Consider the following 18,355-nt stretch of genomic DNA (forward strand, 5'->3'; position numbering starts at 1 on the left):
GGCTACAAATATGGAGACGGCGGGATTTGAACCCGCGTCCAGAGGTCCTGATACACATCTTTCTACGTGTGTAGTTTATCGAAAGGTTTCGCATCATGAAAAGTGATAAACAACCAACATGATGCTAGCTTGATTAAGTTTCTTCTAAACAGACTTCAAACGGCAGTGTTTAGCATATCCTATTAAGGTTGAATCGCGTTAACAGCACATAGGAAATGCTGTTAGGCGATGCAGAGTGCGATTAGGCAGCTACTGCGAAATTATTGTTTGTTTTGCCAGTTATTATAAACTGTGTGTGTTGATGACGAAGACAACCCTCCGACACGCTTAATGAGCTCGGGGGACCCCTGTCGAATCCATGAACGTCCCCGAAATAATAAATCAAACAAATCATACTTTTGCAGTTTACAAAAGCACATATAACTATATCAAATATAGCCCGATTAAGCAACCAAATCGCTTAATAACGGGCTTTCATATCGCGCGCAACATCTCGTTTGACTGCTTTTTCTTTTAAAGCTTGACGTTTATCATATTTTTTCTTACCTCGTGCGACACCAAGTAATACTTTACAATGACCATGCTTCAAATAAAGTTTTAACGGCACAATCGAATAACCAATCTCACGTGTTTGATCACCCAATTTAATGATTTCACGCTTATGCAATAATAATTTTCGAGAACGAAGAGGATCATGATTAAAACGATTCCCTTCTTCGTATGGTGCTATATGCATATTATTCAAATACATTTCACCGTTTTTAACTTGCGCATAACTATCTTTAAGGTTAGCACTACCTCGGCGAATTGATTTTATTTCTGTGCCTTGCAATACAATTCCCGCTTCAATCGTGTCTTCAATATTATAATCATGTCTAGCTTTACGATTTTCCGCTAATGTACCTGGTGATTTCTTCTTAGCCATTCATACTCACCTCATTGCTGCTTATTTTTTCTTACGACGTGCTTTCTTTTTCACACTTTTATCTTTATAAAATGGCTTATGCTTACTATTACCTGATTTATCATTATTACGTTGGTTTTTACCTTTACGATGCTTGCTTTTTTTCTTACGTCCTTTATCATCAGATTTCGATTTATCTAATGATTTACCACGCGTTTTGGCTTGAATTGTCTTACCACGTGCTGGTCGCTGTGATCGATCATTTTTCGGTAAAGGCATACCTACAATTTGAAAATCAATTAATCGCTCATCTACATCAACATGTGTCACTTTAACCTTAACTGTGTCACCAATTCTAAATACTTTAGCTTGACGCTCACCAATTAATGCCATTTGACGTTCTTCGAAACGGTAATAATCGTCGGTCATATTTGCAATATGAACCATTCCTTCAATTGTGTTAGGCAATTCAATGAACATACCGAAGTTAGCAACTGAGCTGACAATACCTTCAAACTCATCGCCAATATGTTGAATCATATATTCTGCTTTTTTCAATTCATCAGTGTCACGTTCTGCCTCAATAGCACGACGTTCACGTTTAGAAGTATGCTCAGCTAACTCAGGCAATTTATCTTCCCAACGCTTCACTTCTTTATTATCCATTGATTTTTCAATTAAATACTTACGGATCAATCGATGAACCGTTAAGTCAGGATAACGTCTAATTGGTGATGTAAAATGTGTATAATATTCAGCTGATAAGCCGAAATGTCCTAAGTTCACATCATCATAATGCGCTTGTTGCATTGAACGCAACATCATTGTTGAAATGACCATTTGTTCTGGGCGACCTTCTACTTCTTCTTGAACCTTTTGAAGAGTTGTAGGATGAATATCTTCGCCTGTGCCTTTAATCATAATGCCAAAGTTAGTAATAAAATCAAAGAATTGTCTTAACCGCTCTGATTTAGGTTGCTCATGCACTCGGTAAATAAATGGTACATCTAACTTACTAAAATGTTCAGCAACTGTTTCATTTGCAATTAACATAAATGACTCAATAAGACGTTCGCCTTCACCACGTTGTCTCAATTGAACATCTGTAGGTATACCATCTTCGTTAACTAGTACTTTCGCTTCGCTAATATCAAAATCAATTTCACCACGGCGTTTTCTCATTTGAATTAAACGATTTGATAAATCTTGTGCTAAATCTAGCATAGGCGTAATTTCATTATACTGCTCTCGAATCGTAGGATCCTTTTCAGTAATAATCTGGTTAACTGCATCATACGTCATTCGATAATCAGAATGTATAACACTATCAAAAATTTCATGTTTAACAACACGACCACTTGCATCAATTTCCATGCGACAGCTTAACGTTAAACGATCAACGTGAGGATTTAATGAACAAATACCATTGCTTAATCGATGTGGAATCATCGGAATCACACGGTCAACAAGATATACACTTGTCGCTCTATCATAAGCTTCTTTATCTAAAGCTGAATCTTCCGTTACATAATAACTGACATCAGCAATACTTACAGTTAATTGCGTATGACCGTTCGCTAACTTTTTAACACTGATTGCGTCATCTAAGTCTTTAGCATCCGCACCATCAATTGTGATTGTCAATTCATCACGTAAATCATGACGGCCTTTAATTTCAGTATTTTCAATATGATCAGGTACTGCTTCAGCTTCTTCTAATACTTCATCAGGAAACTCAATTTCAATACCATGTTGATAAATAATAGATAAAATATCTACACCTGGATCATTTTTATGTCCTAATATTGCTGAAATATGCCCTTCAGGATTATCTGAACCATCAGCATACTTAGTAATTTGAACTAGTACCTTATGCCCATCTACTGCACCTAAACTTTGACCTTTAGGAATGAAAATATCTTGCATAATACGTTTATCATCCGGAATAACAAAGCCGAAATGTCTAGCTTCACTATACGTACCAACAACTTGAGTTACAGAATGCTTCTCAATCGACTTAACTTCCCCTTCAATTTTACCTTTATGTTCACCTTTAGATTGATGTATTTCTACAATTACAGTATCTCCGTCTAAGGCACGATTAATTTTTGTTGGGGGAATAAATATATCTTCCATATCTTTGTCTTCAGGTCTTAGGAAAGCAAAACCTTTTTTGTTTTGACTTAATGTTCCTTTAATTAATTTCGATTGACCTTTGGAACTATGCTTTTTTTGGTATCTATCTGTTTTCGAACGTTCGATTAATCCTGATTGTTCTAACTCCACAAGCACCTTAATTAAATCTCTAAACGAGTCGGCACTGCTTAAACCTAATGCATCTTGAAAATCTGAAACTGACATAGGTTCATATTCAGGTTGATTAATAATCTCTTCTATTGATTGCTTTAAATTCATTATGCCCCTCCTTTCTAATGTTAAAATCTCTTTTTATTCTGACCAGTCTAATGACTCTAAAAATTGATAAATATCATCGAAAACTTGTTCTTTTTCTTTATCAATTGTAATAACATGTCCTGACTGACTATACCATTTGATATCTTTTTCGTCAGAGTCTACATGTTCATATATATAATTTGCGGATTGTGGATCAATCATATTGTCGTTTTCTGCTTGAATCACTAAAATTGGGTCAAACACCTCATCAACTTGATCTTTAATCGTATCTAATGCTTCACTTAATTCTTTTAAAGTTTCAGTTGGTTTGAAATGATGCATTTCTTTGTCAATCGTTTCTTGATCTTTACCCTCATACTTTTTAAAATTGCGTGCATATTCTAAAAAGCCTTCATAAATGGCACCTTCAGTTTTGCCACCCATAGGAGCACACATCGTTACAATACCCTTTACATCTCGATTTAAGCTTAATTTTAATGCAAAATCGCCACCTAATGACAAGCCAGCAACAACGATTTCATCATAACCTTGTTCAACAAGGTAGTCATAGCCATCTAAGGCATCTTTAAACCAAACAAAAGGACTTGATTGAAGTATCTCTTCTGGTGGTGCTGCATGACCTTCATATTGTGGTGCATACGATGTATAACCTTTCTTTTGTAAAAATCGACCTAATTGACGAACATCAGACGAATTGCCTGTAAAACCATGTAGTAATAACACGGCACGTTTACCTTCCTCAAAAAAGAAAGGCTTTGGTAACTTTATTTGCATAAATCTAACGCTCCTTTTTCACAATTAACAAACGTACTTAATTAAACAATATGTTTCTAATAATTGAACATGAGTCCTTTATTATTCTAATTATAAATAAAAAAGCCCGACATTTACATCGCCGGACCTTACATACCAAGATAACTTATGCAAATCATAAGTACAAAAAATAATATTGATAAAATAATTGTTAATCTATTTAAGAATAAATCGACGCCACGTTGTTTTTGTTTACCGAATAACTGCTCAGCACCACCACTGATGGCACCTGAAAGTCCACTGCTTTTACCTTCTTGGAGTAGTACAACAGTTATTAATGCAATACAATCAATGATTAATAATACGATTAAAAATGTATGCATAAATTGTCCTCCGTTCCTTATATACGACAAGTAGTATATCATATTTTCATTGTTAAAATCAATTTTCTAGCGATTAAATGTACTTTTACGTTTGATAGAAACAACAAGCATATAAATCGCTAATGCAACCGAACCTATAATAACAATTAAAATTGGCAATGTTAAGTACGCACCGTGTGCAGCTTTTATTGCTTGAATTGTGATTGATAAATTAATCAACGTAAACAAACTATTTGATACATAAACTGCAAACATAAACCACCACACATAAGTATGTCGATTCCAAAAAGTGATGAAGCCTGCTAGATAAGCCAAAATATACATAATACCAGTGAATCTAAAGCTGTTTAAAATGTAATCTATCGCTTTATCTGAAGTGTTTTGATTCGTTAAATTGAGTAATGCTTTGGCAGTCGCATTATCCAACGAAACAAAGTAATGAATAATCAACAATATTGAGAATACGATTGATGCAGTTGCAATAAAGCGTCCTGTTTTAATTTCTTTATTCGTTCTATCAGCCATTTGTTTACTCCTCATATATTTAAATACGTTCTATAAAACCTTTATTTAATTTTACCTTTTAATAAAAGTGAATACCCTGTCATACAATATTCATTTCAACATAAATTTATTATACCAGTTTAATAATACAAGTTAAATATGTGTTATTAGTTACCTCATGATTATTAGTCTGTTATGAATAATACTTCAAAATAAAAAACCTACCACAGTCTCAACTCTGTGGCAGGTTATAAATAAAAGCGTGAACTTTTTAAGCGTGAACTCAAAAACTTTATTCAATTTATACCGACATAATAATCCTCAACTAAAATTATGTCAGCATTTGATTATAAAGAAAATTATTTATCTAAGTTGTAGAATGATTTGATACCATCATATTTAGCAGTTTCAAATAATTCATCTTCGATACGTAATAATTGATTGTATTTAGCAATACGGTCAGTACGTGATAATGAACCAGTTTTAATTTGACCAGCGTTTGTAGCAACAGCGATATCAGCAATTGTTGTATCTTCTGTTTCACCTGAACGGTGAGAAACTACTGCTGTGTAACCAGCTTTTTGAGCCATTTCGATTGCATCAAATGTTTCAGTTAATGTACCGATTTGGTTAACTTTAATTAAGATTGAGTTACCAATTCCGTTTTCAATACCTTTTGCTAAAATTTCAGTGTTTGTTACGAATAAATCGTCACCTACTAATTGTACACGGTCACCGATACGTTCTGTAAGTTGTTTCCAACCATCCCAGTCGTTTTCGTCCATACCGTCTTCAATTGTAATGATAGGATATTTGTCTACTAATTGTTCTAAGTAGTCAACTTGTTCTGCAGCTGTACGTTTTGCACCGTGTTCGCCTTCGAACTTACTGTAGTCATATACACCATTTTCATAGAATTCTGATGATGCACAGTCAAATCCTAAGAATACTTCTTCACCTGGTTTGTAACCAGCTGCTTCGATTGCTTGGATAATTGTTTCAACAGCATCTTCAGTACCTTCAAATTTAGGAGCGAAACCACCTTCGTCACCTACTGCAGTTTCTAAACCACGTTTGCTTAAAATTGATTTTAAGTTGTGGAAAATTTCAGTACCCCAACGTAATGATTCTTTGAACGTTGTAGCACCTACAGGTAAAATCATGAATTCTTGGAATGCAATTGGAGCATCTGAGTGAGAACCACCATTAACGATGTTCATCATTGGTACTGGTAACTGCTTACCATTAAATCCACCTAAATATTTGTAAAGTGGTTGACCTAATAAGTCAGCTGCTGCACGTGCTACTGCAATAGATACACCTAAAATAGCATTTGCACCTAATTTACCTTTGTTTGGAGTACCGTCTAATGCGATCATCATTTTATCAATAGATACTTGATCTAATACTGAAAATTCACCTTCAATAATTTCTGGTGCGATGATTTCATTAACGTTTTCAACTGCTTTAGTAACACCTTTACCTAAATAACGTGATTTATCTCCATCACGTAATTCAACAGCTTCGTGTTCACCAGTTGAAGCACCTGATGGTACTAATGCACGACCAAATGCGCCACTTTCAGTTAATACTTCTACTTCAACAGTTGGGTTACCACGAGAGTCTAAGACTTCGCGAGCGTAAACATCTGTAATAATTGGCATGTTTATAATCTCCTTTAAATAGTTATTCTATAATTATTATAGCTTTATTCTTTCATTTAACAAAATGATATTACTATTATTTTCAAAAAATAAGTGTCATTAAGCGTTTACTTAACATCTTTTACAATATTAGTGTTTAATTAAAGATTCACCTGTCATATCTTCAGGTTGTTCTACATTTAATAAATCTAATAATGTAGGTGCTAAGTCACCTAAACGACCAGTTTCTCTAAGTGTAACGCCTTCTTTTGTTACAATCACTGGTACTGGGTTCGTTGTATGCGTCGTCATTGGTTGATCATCATCCGTCAATACTTGATCAGAGTTACCATGGTCAGCAGTAATAATTGCATAACCGTCCATGTCTAAAATCTTATCAACCACTTCGCCTAAACATTCATCAACCGCTTCGATTGCTTTGATTGTCGGCTCAAGCATACCACTATGTCCAACCATATCAGGGTTAGCAAAGTTTAAAATAATTAAGTCCAAGTCACCTTTATTTAACTCTTCTAATAATGCATCTTTAACTTCATAAGCACTCATTTCTGGTTTCAAGTCATACGTTGCAACTTTAGGTGAATCAATCAAACGACGACGTTCACCTTTAAATTCCTCATTACGTCCACCACTCATAAAGTAAGTAACGTGAGGATATTTTTCAGTTTCTGCAATACGTAATTGAGTTAAATTGTTATTTTGTGCAATTTCACCGATTGTATTATTTAAATCGACTTTTTCGAAGACGATAGCCGCATCGATATTGTCATTATACTTAGTGAATGTTGCATAGAATAAGTCTTTAACTTGTTCAACTTTAAATCCTTCGAATGCTCTGTTCGCAAAAATTTCCGATAATTGTGCCGCTCTATCAGGTCGGAAATTATAGAAGATCACTGCATCTCCATCATTAACACCGTCATTTTGATCCTCAACGATGAATGGTACTACGAATTCGTCAGTTAAGCCTTCATTATAACTTGCTTCCACACCTTCTTTGGCAGTTGCATAAGTTGGGGCATCAAAGTTACGAATAGCATTGTAAGCTTTTTCTTCACGTTCCCAACGTTTGTCACGGTCCATTGCATAATAACGGCCAGACACAGATGCAAATTGACCAATACCTAATTCATTGAATTTAGCTTCAGTCTCTTCGATGTATTTCAAAGCGGATTTTTGATCTACGTCACGACCATCTAAAAATGCGTGTACGTAAACTTTTTCAACACCTTGTTTTTTAGCAAGTTCTAACAAAGCAAATAAATGTTTGTAATGACTGTGTACACCACCGTCAGACAATAAACCAAAGATGTGTAACGCTGAATCATGTGAATTCACGTGTGCAATTGCATTATTTAAAACATCATTTTCAAAGAAATCACCGTCTTCAATTGATTTATTGATTCGAGTTAAACTTTGATAAACGATACGTCCTGCACCGATATTCATATGACCAACTTCTGAGTTACCCATTTGTCCTTCAGGTAGTCCAACATCTAAGCCACTCGCTTCGATTTGAGTCGTTGGATATTTGTTGTAATAACGATCAAAATTAGGCTTGTTTGCTAATTTTACCGCATTACCATGTTCGCTTTCGCGGTTCGCAAAACCATCTAAAATAATTAACGCAGTTGGTTTCTTAGCCATGATTATTTTGCACCTTCTAACAATTGTACGAAATCTTCAACTTTAAGTGATGCGCCACCTACTAATGCCCCATCAATATCAGTTTGTGCCATGTATTCTTTAATGTTGTTAGGTTTAACACTACCACCATATTGAATACGAGTTGCTTCTGATACTTCTTTGCTTGATAAGTCAGCAATAGTTTGACGTACAAATGCACACATTTCATTCGCATCTTCAGATGTTGATGATTTACCAGTTCCGATTGCCCAGATTGGTTCATAAGCAATTACAACTGATTTAAGTTGATCTTCAGATAAACCTGCAACAGCTTTCTTAACTTGCTCACCTACAACATCGTTAGCTTTACCACTTTCACGCTCTTCGTCTGTTTCACCAACACAAATAATTGGAGTCATTCCATGTTTGAAAATAGCGTGCGCTTTTTTGTTAATTTCTTCATCTGTTTCGTGGAATAATTCACGACGTTCAGAATGACCGATAACAACGTATTTAACGCCTAAATCTGCTAATGCAACTGGAGACGTTTCACCTGTGAACGCACCGTTATCTTCGAAATACGTATTTTGAGCACCGATTTCTAAACCTTGTGCTTTTCCTTCTTTAACTGCAGTAGTTAATGCATCTAATTGAATTGCTGGTGCACAAATTACTGATTCTACTTCTTTTGAATCTGGTAATGTTGGCAATGCATTGACGAAGTCTTTTGCTTCTTGTACTGTTTTGTTCATTTTCCAGTTACCAGCTATAATTGGTGTTCTCATTAAAGACACTCCTTGTTTTGTAAATATTTTTGAAAAGTGATGAAACACGATGTCATCTTATGACTGTTTTCCCGTAACAATGTTAAACAAACATGCCACATCACTTTAAACTATCACTTTATTATTTATTATTGATTGCTTTGATACCAGGCAATTCTTTACCTTCTAGGTACTCTAATGACGCTCCGCCACCAGTTGAAATATGAGTGAAGTCATTTTCAAAACCTAAAGAGATTGCTGCTGCAGCTGAATCACCGCCACCGATAATCGTAATTGCATCTTTAAGGTTTGCAATTGCTTTACATACACCAATTGTACCTTGTGCAAAGTTACTGAACTCGAATACACCCATAGGTCCATTCCATACAACAGTGTGCGCACCTTCTAATTCATCTGCAAATAATTTTACAGTGTTTGGTCCAATATCCATACCTTCTTGGTCTGCTGGAATTGAATCAGATGGTACTACAGTAATTTTGGCATCATTAGAAAATTCTTTAGCAACTTTAGTGTCTACTGGTAATACAATTTTATCACCATGTTTTTCTAATAAATCTTTTGCGAAGTCGATTTTATCTTCTTCTAATAATGAAATACCAATTTCTTTACCTTGCGCTTTTAAGAAAGTATAAGCCATACCTCCGCCGATGATAATTTTATCAGCGATGTTAACTAAGTTTTTGATGACATTAATTTTGTCAGATACTTTTGCTCCACCTAAAATAGCAACAACTGGTTTATGTGGATCGTTAACTACGCCACCGATAAACTTAATTTCTTTATCCATTAAGAATCCAGCTGCAGTTTCTAAGTGTGTAGAAATACCAACATTAGATGCATGCTCACGATGCGCAGTACCAAAAGCATCATTTACAAACACATCACCTAAAGATGCCCAGTATTTACCTAATTCTGGATCATTTTTAGATTCTTTTTTACCGTCTAAATCTTCATAACGTGTATTTTCAACTAATAATACGTCGCCTTCTTTAAGGTCTTTAATAGCTGCTTCAAGTTTTTCGCCGCGTGTTTCTGGTACGAAAACAACTTCTTTATCTAATTTCTTAGATAAGTCTTCAGCAACTGGACGTATAGTTAATTTTGCTTTATCACTTTCTTCTTTTACTTTACCTAAATGTGAAAATAGTACGATTTTACCACCTTGTTCGATGATGTATTGAATTGTAGGTAAAGCTTGAACGATACGGTTGTCATTAGTAATTTCACCGTCTTTTAAAGGTACGTTAAAATCAGCACGTACTAGGACTGTTTTACCTTTAAGATCTAAATCAGAAACAATTTTTTTAGCCATGGTGTTTCCTCCTTGTAATTAGGAAATTTTATATAAAAATAAGCGGAGAAGCGTTTGTGCTCCCCGCTTACTCATAAGCTTTAATTAATGCTAAATAGTTCTGAGCACTAGCGTATTTGAATAAAAACTATACTAAAATTATTTAGAAAGTTCAGCTAAGTATGCTAATGTACGAACTAATTGTGCAGTATATGACATTTCGTTATCATACCAAGCTGCAACTTTAACTAATTGACGGTCGCCAACTGACATTACACGAGTTTGTGTAGCGTCGAATAATGAACCGTAAGTCATACCTACAACGTCTGAAGAAACGATTTCGTCTTCAGTGTAACCGAATGATTCGTTTGAAGCATTTTTCATAGCTTCGTTAACTTGTTCAACTGTTACGTCTTGTTTTTCTAATACTACTGTTAATTCAGTTAATGAACCTGTAGCTACAGGAACACGTTGTGCACCACCATCTAATTTACCATCGATTTCAGGAATAACTTTACCGATAGCTTTAGCAGCACCTGTTGAGTTAGGGATGATGTTTTCTGCTGCTGCACGAGCACGACGTTTGTCACCTTTTCTGTGAGGTGCGTCTTGTGTATTTTGATCACCTGTGTAAGCGTGAATTGTAGTCATTAAACCTTCAACTAAACCAAAGTCATCGTTTAAAACTTTAGCAACTGGTGCTAATGAGTTTGTAGTACATGAAGCACCTGAAACAACTGTTTCAGAACCGTCTAACTCTTGGTGGTTAGTGTTGAATACGATTGTTTTTAAGTCACCAGTAGCTGGTGCTGAGATTAATACTTTTTTAGCGCCTGCTTCAATATGAGCTTGTGCTTTATCTTTATCAGTGTAGAAACCAGTACATTCTAATACTACATCGATATTTAAGTCTTTCCAAGGTAATTTGCTTGCATCTGGTTCACTGAATGATTTAACTTCTTTACCATTTACGCGGAAACCACCATCAACTACCTCTACTTCACCTGTGAAACGACCTTGCATAGTGTCATATTTTAATAAATGCGCTAACATGTCGTCATCTGTTAAGTCGTTTACTGCTACAACTTCAAGACCTTCTACTTCTTGAATTCTTCTGAATGCTAAACGACCAATTCTACCAAAACCATTAATTGCTACTTTTACTGCCATTATAATGGCCTCCTTTAAAATGATATTTAAAAAGTATTAAACTTTTTATCTCTTATTCAAGTATTATCTTTGCTGCGGCTTCATCAGTGATTAACACTGTATTCTTGGGTGCAATCGTCAAGTATGCTTTAATTGCTTCACCTTTCGATTTGCCTCCTGCAACTGCAAAAATAAAGTCTTTTGATTCAAGGTCTTCTAATTGAAGTCCAATTGTTTTAACCTTATGGACAATTTGACCTTGTGTATCAAAATAATAACCAAATGCCTCTCCGACAGCTTGATGATGTTGAAGTTGTTCAATGACCTTTTCAGGTGATTGACGTCGATGCGCCATCTTCAGCGCATCACCAATGCCGTGTAATATAACGTTTGCTTGTTTAATTTTGTCTAAAGTGTTTATGACTGATGGCTCTAACAACAATGTGTTATATGTTGTTTCGCTGACATTATCAGGTACATACATCGTCGTATAATAACCGCCAGCTTGTTGTGCCATACTGGCTGCAATTGTGTTTGCCTGAAAGACAACATTTTCGCCTAGTCCACCTCTGGCTGGTACGAAGAATACATTATATGGTAATAAATGAATTGCTTCACTAACACATGCCATCGTGGATCCGCCAGTTACAGCAACTATCGCATCTTCTTGTAATATGCCTTCAAGTAATTGACCTGCTTGTCTACCTAGTTCTGTTTTAACAGATTGACTATTATCAGCATCACCAGGAACAACATGAACTTCCTTAATTTGAAATTTATTCTTAATACCTTCTGACAGACGATTGTCATCTGCATAGATATCAAAGTAACCTTTCAATTGCGAAATCAGTTGCTCACCTTCAGCTGTAATTTCCATTCCGGTAGGCTTAACTTTTATCAAATCTTGTTTCTTAAGCATATCTGTTTCAGAACGCAGTACACGTTCAGTCATATCCATATGTTCGCTTAAACTTCGACGTCCGACAGGCTGATTTTTTGAGATAGTAGTAAGAATAGAAAAACGTTTATACATTTTATCTATGAGATCCGGTATAAGCTTTTGCTGTGCTTGCAATAAGTCTTTCACTACTACCTCCTCCTTATATTTATAAATGTAAATAAGGATATGTCACAACCAGTGGTTGCCTTTTTAAGTCCCACGCGGGACAAAAATTAACCTCTTTACACTTGCAATAGTACTATTCTATTTCAAAAATTGCAAGCATAAAACTTAAATTTTCTAAATAATTTGATAAAGCGCTTGCAATATATTTTCGATTTGTTATACAACAAAACGTTTTATTTTATTCACTGTAGTCAAATGTATACCCTTATACTGACTCGCTAATCATTTGCTTATTATTTGAGACTCGGATTTAAATCAATGCTCTAGATGGAAATGATAATTTAATAATGTACACTTTTGATTGTTTAAACATGTACAATTTTATATTGACATTTACACTCTAGAATCTGAAAAGTTACATTGGCAGTAATTGACTGAAAAAAATAAATTTCACTATCCGCAAAATAAACAACTAACTATTTAAGTATCATCTCTCCCCTAATTAACAATTATAAAAATAAGAACCAATATTCAAGACAACCTGATTAATTGTGTTGTCTGTCATACTGGTTCATTTTTGTTTGACTAAATACTACTTATCATTAGCATTATTTTGTTTATTTGTTGTTGATTGGCTATTTTGTTGTGATGCTTGTGGTTTTGCTTGTTGATTTGATTGATTGTTTTGTTGATTATTATTTGGCTTTGGTGTTGGTTGTTGCGGCTGTGGTTTAGGCTGAGCTGGTTGTTTATTATCATCAGTTTTCTTCTGATTATCATCTGATTTATCTTGAGATGCTTTGTCATCCTTATCTTTCGACTCATCCTTTGATGCTTTATCATCATTCTCTTCTTTAGCAGGACGTTGCTTTGTAGGTGCTTGTTGCTGAGGTGGCACATATTGATATTGATTCTGCTGTGGCAATTGCTGATATTGGTTTGTTTGTGAATCTAGCTCATTCTGCTCTTTTTCCTCTTGTTGCTTTTTCTTTCTCTCTTTTTCTGCATTTTCTTTTTGACGCTTTTCTTTTTGTTCCTGCTTTTGTTCGTTCAACATACGTTCTTTAGCTTTATTTGAATGATCTACATATGCAAAAATTGCAAATACTAATCCTCCGAGTAATAGCAATACCGTCGCAATGCTAACTACTTTCGCTGTTGTACTCATTTTCTTCTTACTTCCATCTTCATTTGTTTTGTAGTCGTAATTTTGATTCGACATACTCTCCCTCACTTCAAACTAATTTAAATATAGAAATTATCACGTAACCATTAATATTTTCACAACTAATTTGCTTACCTAATTTCTACAAACATTAATAAACATTTACTCTTTTTGCCTTCTTCAACTTAAAACTGTATTCACTATTACTCACTCGTAAATCGGATTCATTTTCACAAAGAAATAGTAGTCTTATATATCTTAACATTTAATAACTAAATCAAACATATTTTGAGCCTTTTTTTGAAAATTAACATTTCAACCTTTTTGATTTTACAACAAATTATAGCTACGTATTGAAAATTAAAGCATTAGTTTAAGTGTTGTGTTAAAAGTTTTTATGTTTAGATTGTTATATTACTATCTATTCTTAAATTTGTTTAAAAAATTAATGCTTTGAATTGATGTATAACGGGAATAAGATATAAATAAAAACGACCCGCACGATAAACGTACGGGTCCACTACTAAAGGGAGTCAAATTTTTACCTTCGTTTGTATCATGCAGCGTTTTACACATACTTTTAAGAGATGTTTATTCGTTATCGAAGGTACACCTTTATTATAACTTATATCATTTTTATTAAAATACAATTCAAAAAAAGTTATTGACATATTATTGTCTAAATAATGTATAACCTTTGAACAACAATAATGATTATTAAATAGTAACTAAATACAAAATTACATGGGGTGAATGATAATGAAACAATACTTAATTACTGGTGGGACTGGTATGGTTGGATCTCAATTAGTTAATGAAATCAAAAAATCAGATTCACATATCACGATATTAACGCGACACGACCAAATTTCAAATGATAAGAAAATTTCATATGTCAACTGGGCTAAATCTGGGTGGGAACACAAAGTTCCTCAAAATATCGATGTGGTCATCAACTTAGCAGGTGCTACATTGAATAAACGATGGACACCGGAATATAAACAAACGCTAATGCTAAGTAGAATTCAATCTACGCAAGCTTTATATGAATTGTTTAAATCACGTAATAAAGCACCTAAAGTTTTATTTAATGCTAGTGCCACTGGTTACTATCCTCCTGATTTATTTATGAGTTACACAGAAGTTTATAAAACTTTACCATTTGATTTCTTATCAGATATTGTGTATCAATGGGAACGTTTCGCACAACAATTTGAACAATTAGGTACGCGAGTTGTCATCGGTCGTTTCGGTATAATTTTATCGAATGAAGGCGGTGCGTTACAAACAATGAAACTACCATACGAATATTACATTGGTGGTAAATTAGGTTCTGGTCAACAATGGTATTCATGGATTCATATCAATGATTTAATTCAAGCTATTTTATTTTTAATAAATAAAGAGTCAGCTAGTGGTCCGTTTAATTTAACTGCACCTATACCTGAGCGTCAAAATTTATTTGGCTACACTTTAGCAAGAGCTATGCATAAGCCTCATGAAACTTGGGCACCAAGTCTTGCAATGCGTCTCATACTTGGTCAAATGTCAACAGTAGTATTGGATACTCAAAAAGTATTACCTAATAAAATTCAAGCATTGGGATTCCAATTTAAATATAGTAATTTAAAAATGGCACTTGAAGATTTAATTAGTAAGTGAGTGGGACATTGATTTCTCTCCTACTCCACTTCAAGCAAAAAGTCTAGGAGATAAATCGATGTCCTAGGGTCTATAATATTATATTGGCAGTAGTTGACTGAATGAAAATGCGCTTGCAACAAGCTTTTTTCAACTCTAGTCAACCTTGCCGGCGGGGCCCCAACATAGAAGCTGGCGGAAAGTCAGCTTACAACAATGTGCAAGTTGGCGGGGCCCCAACATAGAAGCTGACGGAAAGTCAGCTTACAACAATGTGCAAGTTGGGGTGGGACAACGAAAAAAATTTGTAAAAATATCATTTTTGTCCCACTCCCTTCTATTTGCTGATATTACATATAGATATAACTTTAAAGTCACTTATGAATATTGGTTGATTAATTTTAAAGTAAATACGAAAAGGCCACTTGAAACAAAATGTTCAAATGACCTTTTACTACTTTATAAAATTAAATGTATGATTTGTATTTAGGATACCAAATTTCAGCTTCAATTGCTTTGTCAATATCATCAATAGTTTCAGCGTTTAATCCTTGATCAATGACACTTTGTGCAACCGCTTTGGCTATGGCACGAGAACATTGATGTATTTTCTCAACAGGTGGTAAGACTGCAGCACCTGGTTCATCTGGATTGACCATGCCACCAAGTGCATGACTCGCAGCTGATAGAATCTGTTGATTTACTTTCTTCGCATTTGACGCAATAAGACCCAAACCTAAACCAGGATACATCAATGCATTATTTGCTTGACCAATACTGTAATTCACACCATTGTATTCAATGTCATTATATGGTATACCAGTTCCAATTAATGCTTTTCCGTTAGTCCATTTTAATAAATCTTGTGCAGTTGCTTCTGATAATTTTGTAGGATTAGACAATGGGAAAATCACCGGACGTTCTGTATGTTTAAACATCTCTTTTACTGCATCTTCTGTAAATGCACCTGTTTGAGTTGATGTACCGATTAAAACAGTAGGCTTGATATTTTCAATTACTTCATTTAAATTTTTCCAGTTTACTGTATTTGAAAATTCATTCCTATTTTTAGCAAATACTTGTTGCGCTTCAGTTAAATCATCCATATCATCAAACAGCAATCCTTGTTTATCCATAATATAGAAATGCTGATTTGCTTTTTCTTCTGAAACACCCTGTTTAATTAGTTCATCTTTTAAAATATTGGTAATACCCATACCAGCTGTACCACCACCATAAACTAAAAACGTCTGATTCGTATAATCTACTTTAGAAATATTTAATGCACCTAGTACGCCAGCTAATGTAACTATACCTGTACCTTGAATATCATCATTAAAAGTTGGTAACGTATCTTCATATTTATCTAAAATATTTTTGGCATGCCCTCTACCAAAATCTTCCCAATGTAATAGTGCATTAGGATATTCTTTACGCACTGCACTCACAAATTTATCTACAAATGCGTAATATGTCTCATCATCGACACGTTTATGACGATTTCCTAAATAAAGGTCATCATTCAATAATTGTTCATTATTAGTACCAACATCTAAAGATACAGGTAATACTTGAGAAGGATTTATTCCAGCTGCCCCTGTATATACTATTAATTTTCCTATTGCAATATCTACACCATCAACGCCCCAATCGCCGATACCTAATATACCTTCCGCATCTGTCACTACGATTAATCGAATATCTCTGTCATTTGCAACGTTGCGCAATTCTTGTTCAATTTGGTCTTGTCTATCAACAGATAAAAATACTGCATCTTGGGGTCTGCTGAAATTCTCATTATATTGTTCAATCGATTGTGCAATAACAGGGTCATAAATAATTGGCATAAATTCAACTAAATGCTCTGAAGTCAATTTGTAAAACAATGTACGATTACGATTAAAAATTGCCATTAAAAATAAACGTTTCTCAAAATCGGTTTGTTTCGCCTTGAATTGTTCATAACATTGTTCTGCTTGTTGTTCTAAAGTTCGAACATTCGCAGGTAATAAACCTTCAAGCCCTAACTGTTTTCTTTCTTCGTTAGTAAAAGCTGTACCTTTGTTTAAAAATGGATTGTTAAGTAATTCAATGCCTTTCATAAAATCATCCTTTATATTTGTTAGATTGTAGAACCGCAGAAACAACGTGTCTAATTAAATTCTCACAAACATTTTTACCCGTTATTTTTTGCTTTTACTCGAAATATTTTGAACAATTTATTGATACCTTGGTTTACTCATACAAAAAGAGCAGACTGCTTAGTCTACTCTTTACTTTGAATTATTTTGTTTCAGGTACCATCACTTCATCAATTAAGCCATATTCTTTAGCTTCTTCTGCAGTTAAGAAGTTATCACGATCTGTATCTTTTTGTATTTTTTCAATACTTTGACCAGTACGCTCTGATAAAATGCGGTTTAATTTTTCACGTGTTTTTAAAATGTGATTTGCAGCAATTTCGATTTCAGTTGCTTGTCCTTGAGCACCACCTAATGGTTGGTGAATCATTACTTCTGCATTTGGTAACGCGAAACGTTTACCTTTTGCACCAGCTGCTAATAAGAATGATCCCATTGATGCAGCCATACCGATACAAATTGTTTGAACATCAGGTTTAATGTGTTGAATTGTATCATAAATCGCAAAACCAGCTGTTACACTTCCACCTGGTGAATTAATGTATAAATAAATATCTTTCTCTGAGTCTTGTGCTTGTAAGAATAATAACTGTGATACGATTGAATTTGCTACGTTGTCATCAATTTGTGAACCTAACATAATAATACGGTCTTTTAATAAACGTGAGTATATATCGTATGCACGTTCACCGCGATTTGTTGTTTCAATAACTGTAGGAATTAAATTCATCTATATTTCCTCCTTGTAATAACTGTTACTCATTATTTTACATATTAAGTCAAATTTGGTCAAACACTTTGACTTTAAATAGTTACATTGTTTGACGCTTGTCTCTTTCCTTTGTAAACTGATAATATCTATTTTAGA

Annotated in this window: 15 protein-coding genes and 1 other RNA gene; 1 reads left to right on the plus strand and 15 read right to left on the minus strand. The window is 34.3% G+C overall.

Features of this window, described 5'->3' with window-relative positions; genetic code table 11:
- Positions 1-8: 8 nt before the first annotated feature.
- From ssrA to HMPREF2658_RS01035, 13 genes are all read right to left on the minus strand, one after another.
- Positions 9-370, minus strand: a transfer-messenger RNA (tmRNA) gene (ssrA, locus tag HMPREF2658_RS00975).
- Between the two features lie 90 nt (positions 371-460).
- Positions 461-925, minus strand: coding sequence for an SsrA-binding protein SmpB (smpB, locus tag HMPREF2658_RS00980; protein ID WP_001085185.1), 465 nt, complete (start codon positions 923-925; stop codon positions 461-463).
- 21 nt (positions 926-946) lie between these two features.
- Entirely contained in the window at positions 947-3,319 is a 2,373-nt protein-coding gene (rnr, locus tag HMPREF2658_RS00985; RefSeq protein ID WP_001050026.1) for a ribonuclease R, read from the minus strand.
- Between the two features lie 33 nt (positions 3,320-3,352).
- Entirely contained in the window at positions 3,353-4,093 is a 741-nt protein-coding gene (locus tag HMPREF2658_RS00990) for an alpha/beta hydrolase (protein ID WP_001165966.1), read from the minus strand.
- Positions 4,094-4,221: 128 nt separating this feature from the next.
- Complete coding sequence (gene secG, locus HMPREF2658_RS00995; RefSeq protein WP_000556760.1) at positions 4,222-4,455, minus strand: preprotein translocase subunit SecG; 234 nt, start codon at positions 4,453-4,455, stop codon at positions 4,222-4,224.
- A gap of 66 nt (positions 4,456-4,521) precedes the next feature.
- Positions 4,522-4,980: a hypothetical protein gene (locus HMPREF2658_RS01000; RefSeq protein ID WP_000785252.1), complete on the minus strand. Its 459-nt coding sequence runs from the start codon at positions 4,978-4,980 to the stop codon at positions 4,522-4,524.
- Positions 4,981-5,318: 338 nt separating this feature from the next.
- Positions 5,319-6,623, minus strand: coding sequence for a surface-displayed alpha-enolase (eno, locus tag HMPREF2658_RS01005; RefSeq protein WP_001121760.1), 1,305 nt, complete (start codon positions 6,621-6,623; stop codon positions 5,319-5,321).
- 129 nt (positions 6,624-6,752) lie between these two features.
- Entirely contained in the window at positions 6,753-8,270 is a 1,518-nt protein-coding gene (gpmI, locus tag HMPREF2658_RS01010; RefSeq protein WP_001085498.1) for a 2,3-bisphosphoglycerate-independent phosphoglycerate mutase, read from the minus strand.
- A 2-nt stretch (positions 8,271-8,272) separates the two neighbouring features.
- Positions 8,273-9,034 carry a triose-phosphate isomerase gene (gene tpiA / locus HMPREF2658_RS01015; RefSeq protein WP_001260089.1) on the minus strand — a complete coding sequence of 254 codons (762 nt, stop codon included), beginning with the start codon at positions 9,032-9,034 and terminating at the stop codon, positions 8,273-8,275.
- A 121-nt stretch (positions 9,035-9,155) separates the two neighbouring features.
- Complete coding sequence (gene pgk, locus HMPREF2658_RS01020; protein WP_001074741.1) at positions 9,156-10,346, minus strand: phosphoglycerate kinase; 1,191 nt, start codon at positions 10,344-10,346, stop codon at positions 9,156-9,158.
- Positions 10,347-10,484: 138 nt separating this feature from the next.
- Positions 10,485-11,495, minus strand: coding sequence for a type I glyceraldehyde-3-phosphate dehydrogenase (gene gap / locus HMPREF2658_RS01025; protein ID WP_000279414.1), 1,011 nt, complete (start codon positions 11,493-11,495; stop codon positions 10,485-10,487).
- A 52-nt stretch (positions 11,496-11,547) separates the two neighbouring features.
- Entirely contained in the window at positions 11,548-12,561 is a 1,014-nt protein-coding gene (locus HMPREF2658_RS01030; protein ID WP_000654030.1) for a sugar-binding transcriptional regulator, read from the minus strand.
- Between the two features lie 571 nt (positions 12,562-13,132).
- On the minus strand, positions 13,133-13,762 hold the full coding sequence (locus HMPREF2658_RS01035) for a DUF4887 domain-containing protein (protein ID WP_000070822.1): 630 nt from the start codon (positions 13,760-13,762) through the stop codon (positions 13,133-13,135).
- A 702-nt stretch (positions 13,763-14,464) separates the two neighbouring features.
- Here HMPREF2658_RS01035 and HMPREF2658_RS01040 point away from each other — a divergent pair.
- Positions 14,465-15,367, plus strand: a complete 903-nt coding sequence (locus HMPREF2658_RS01040) for a TIGR01777 family oxidoreductase (protein ID WP_000816297.1) — start codon at positions 14,465-14,467, stop codon at positions 15,365-15,367.
- Between the two features lie 446 nt (positions 15,368-15,813).
- Here the strand turns inward: HMPREF2658_RS01040 and HMPREF2658_RS01045 are convergent, their stop codons facing one another.
- Both HMPREF2658_RS01045 and clpP read right to left on the minus strand, forming a co-directional pair.
- On the minus strand, positions 15,814-17,448 hold the full coding sequence (locus HMPREF2658_RS01045; RefSeq protein ID WP_000675904.1) for a malolactic enzyme: 1,635 nt from the start codon (positions 17,446-17,448) through the stop codon (positions 15,814-15,816).
- 181 nt (positions 17,449-17,629) lie between these two features.
- Positions 17,630-18,217, minus strand: a complete 588-nt coding sequence (gene clpP / locus HMPREF2658_RS01050; protein WP_001049165.1) for an ATP-dependent Clp endopeptidase proteolytic subunit ClpP — start codon at positions 18,215-18,217, stop codon at positions 17,630-17,632.
- Positions 18,218-18,355: the final 138 nt, after the last annotated feature.

It is taken from the genome of Staphylococcus sp. HMSC062H10 (assembly GCF_001836945.1).
GTDB lineage: Bacteria > Bacillota > Bacilli > Staphylococcales > Staphylococcaceae > Staphylococcus > Staphylococcus aureus.

Excerpts from the sequence above, each read along its gene's own strand:
- tpiA (WP_001260089.1), bottom strand. The coding sequence starts at position 9,034 with ATGAGAACACCAATTATAGCTGGTAACTGGAAAATGAACAAAACAGTA.
- eno (WP_001121760.1), bottom strand. The coding sequence starts at position 6,623 with ATGCCAATTATTACAGATGTTTACGCTCGCGAAGTCTTAGACTCTCGT.
- pgk (WP_001074741.1), bottom strand. The coding sequence starts at position 10,346 with ATGGCTAAAAAAATTGTTTCTGATTTAGATCTTAAAGGTAAAACAGTC.
- HMPREF2658_RS01040 (WP_000816297.1), top strand. The coding sequence starts at position 14,465 with ATGAAACAATACTTAATTACTGGTGGGACTGGTATGGTTGGATCTCAA.
- HMPREF2658_RS00990 (WP_001165966.1), bottom strand. The coding sequence starts at position 4,093 with ATGCAAATAAAGTTACCAAAGCCTTTCTTTTTTGAGGAAGGTAAACGT.
- HMPREF2658_RS01035 (WP_000070822.1), bottom strand. The coding sequence starts at position 13,762 with ATGTCGAATCAAAATTACGACTACAAAACAAATGAAGATGGAAGTAAG.
- smpB (WP_001085185.1), bottom strand. The coding sequence starts at position 925 with ATGGCTAAGAAGAAATCACCAGGTACATTAGCGGAAAATCGTAAAGCT.
- secG (WP_000556760.1), bottom strand. The coding sequence starts at position 4,455 with ATGCATACATTTTTAATCGTATTATTAATCATTGATTGTATTGCATTA.
- gpmI (WP_001085498.1), bottom strand. The coding sequence starts at position 8,270 with ATGGCTAAGAAACCAACTGCGTTAATTATTTTAGATGGTTTTGCGAAC.
- HMPREF2658_RS01045 (WP_000675904.1), bottom strand. The coding sequence starts at position 17,448 with ATGAAAGGCATTGAATTACTTAACAATCCATTTTTAAACAAAGGTACA.
- gap (WP_000279414.1), bottom strand. The coding sequence starts at position 11,495 with ATGGCAGTAAAAGTAGCAATTAATGGTTTTGGTAGAATTGGTCGTTTA.
- HMPREF2658_RS01000 (WP_000785252.1), bottom strand. The coding sequence starts at position 4,980 with ATGGCTGATAGAACGAATAAAGAAATTAAAACAGGACGCTTTATTGCA.
- clpP (WP_001049165.1), bottom strand. The coding sequence starts at position 18,217 with ATGAATTTAATTCCTACAGTTATTGAAACAACAAATCGCGGTGAACGT.
- rnr (WP_001050026.1), bottom strand. The coding sequence starts at position 3,319 with ATGAATTTAAAGCAATCAATAGAAGAGATTATTAATCAACCTGAATAT.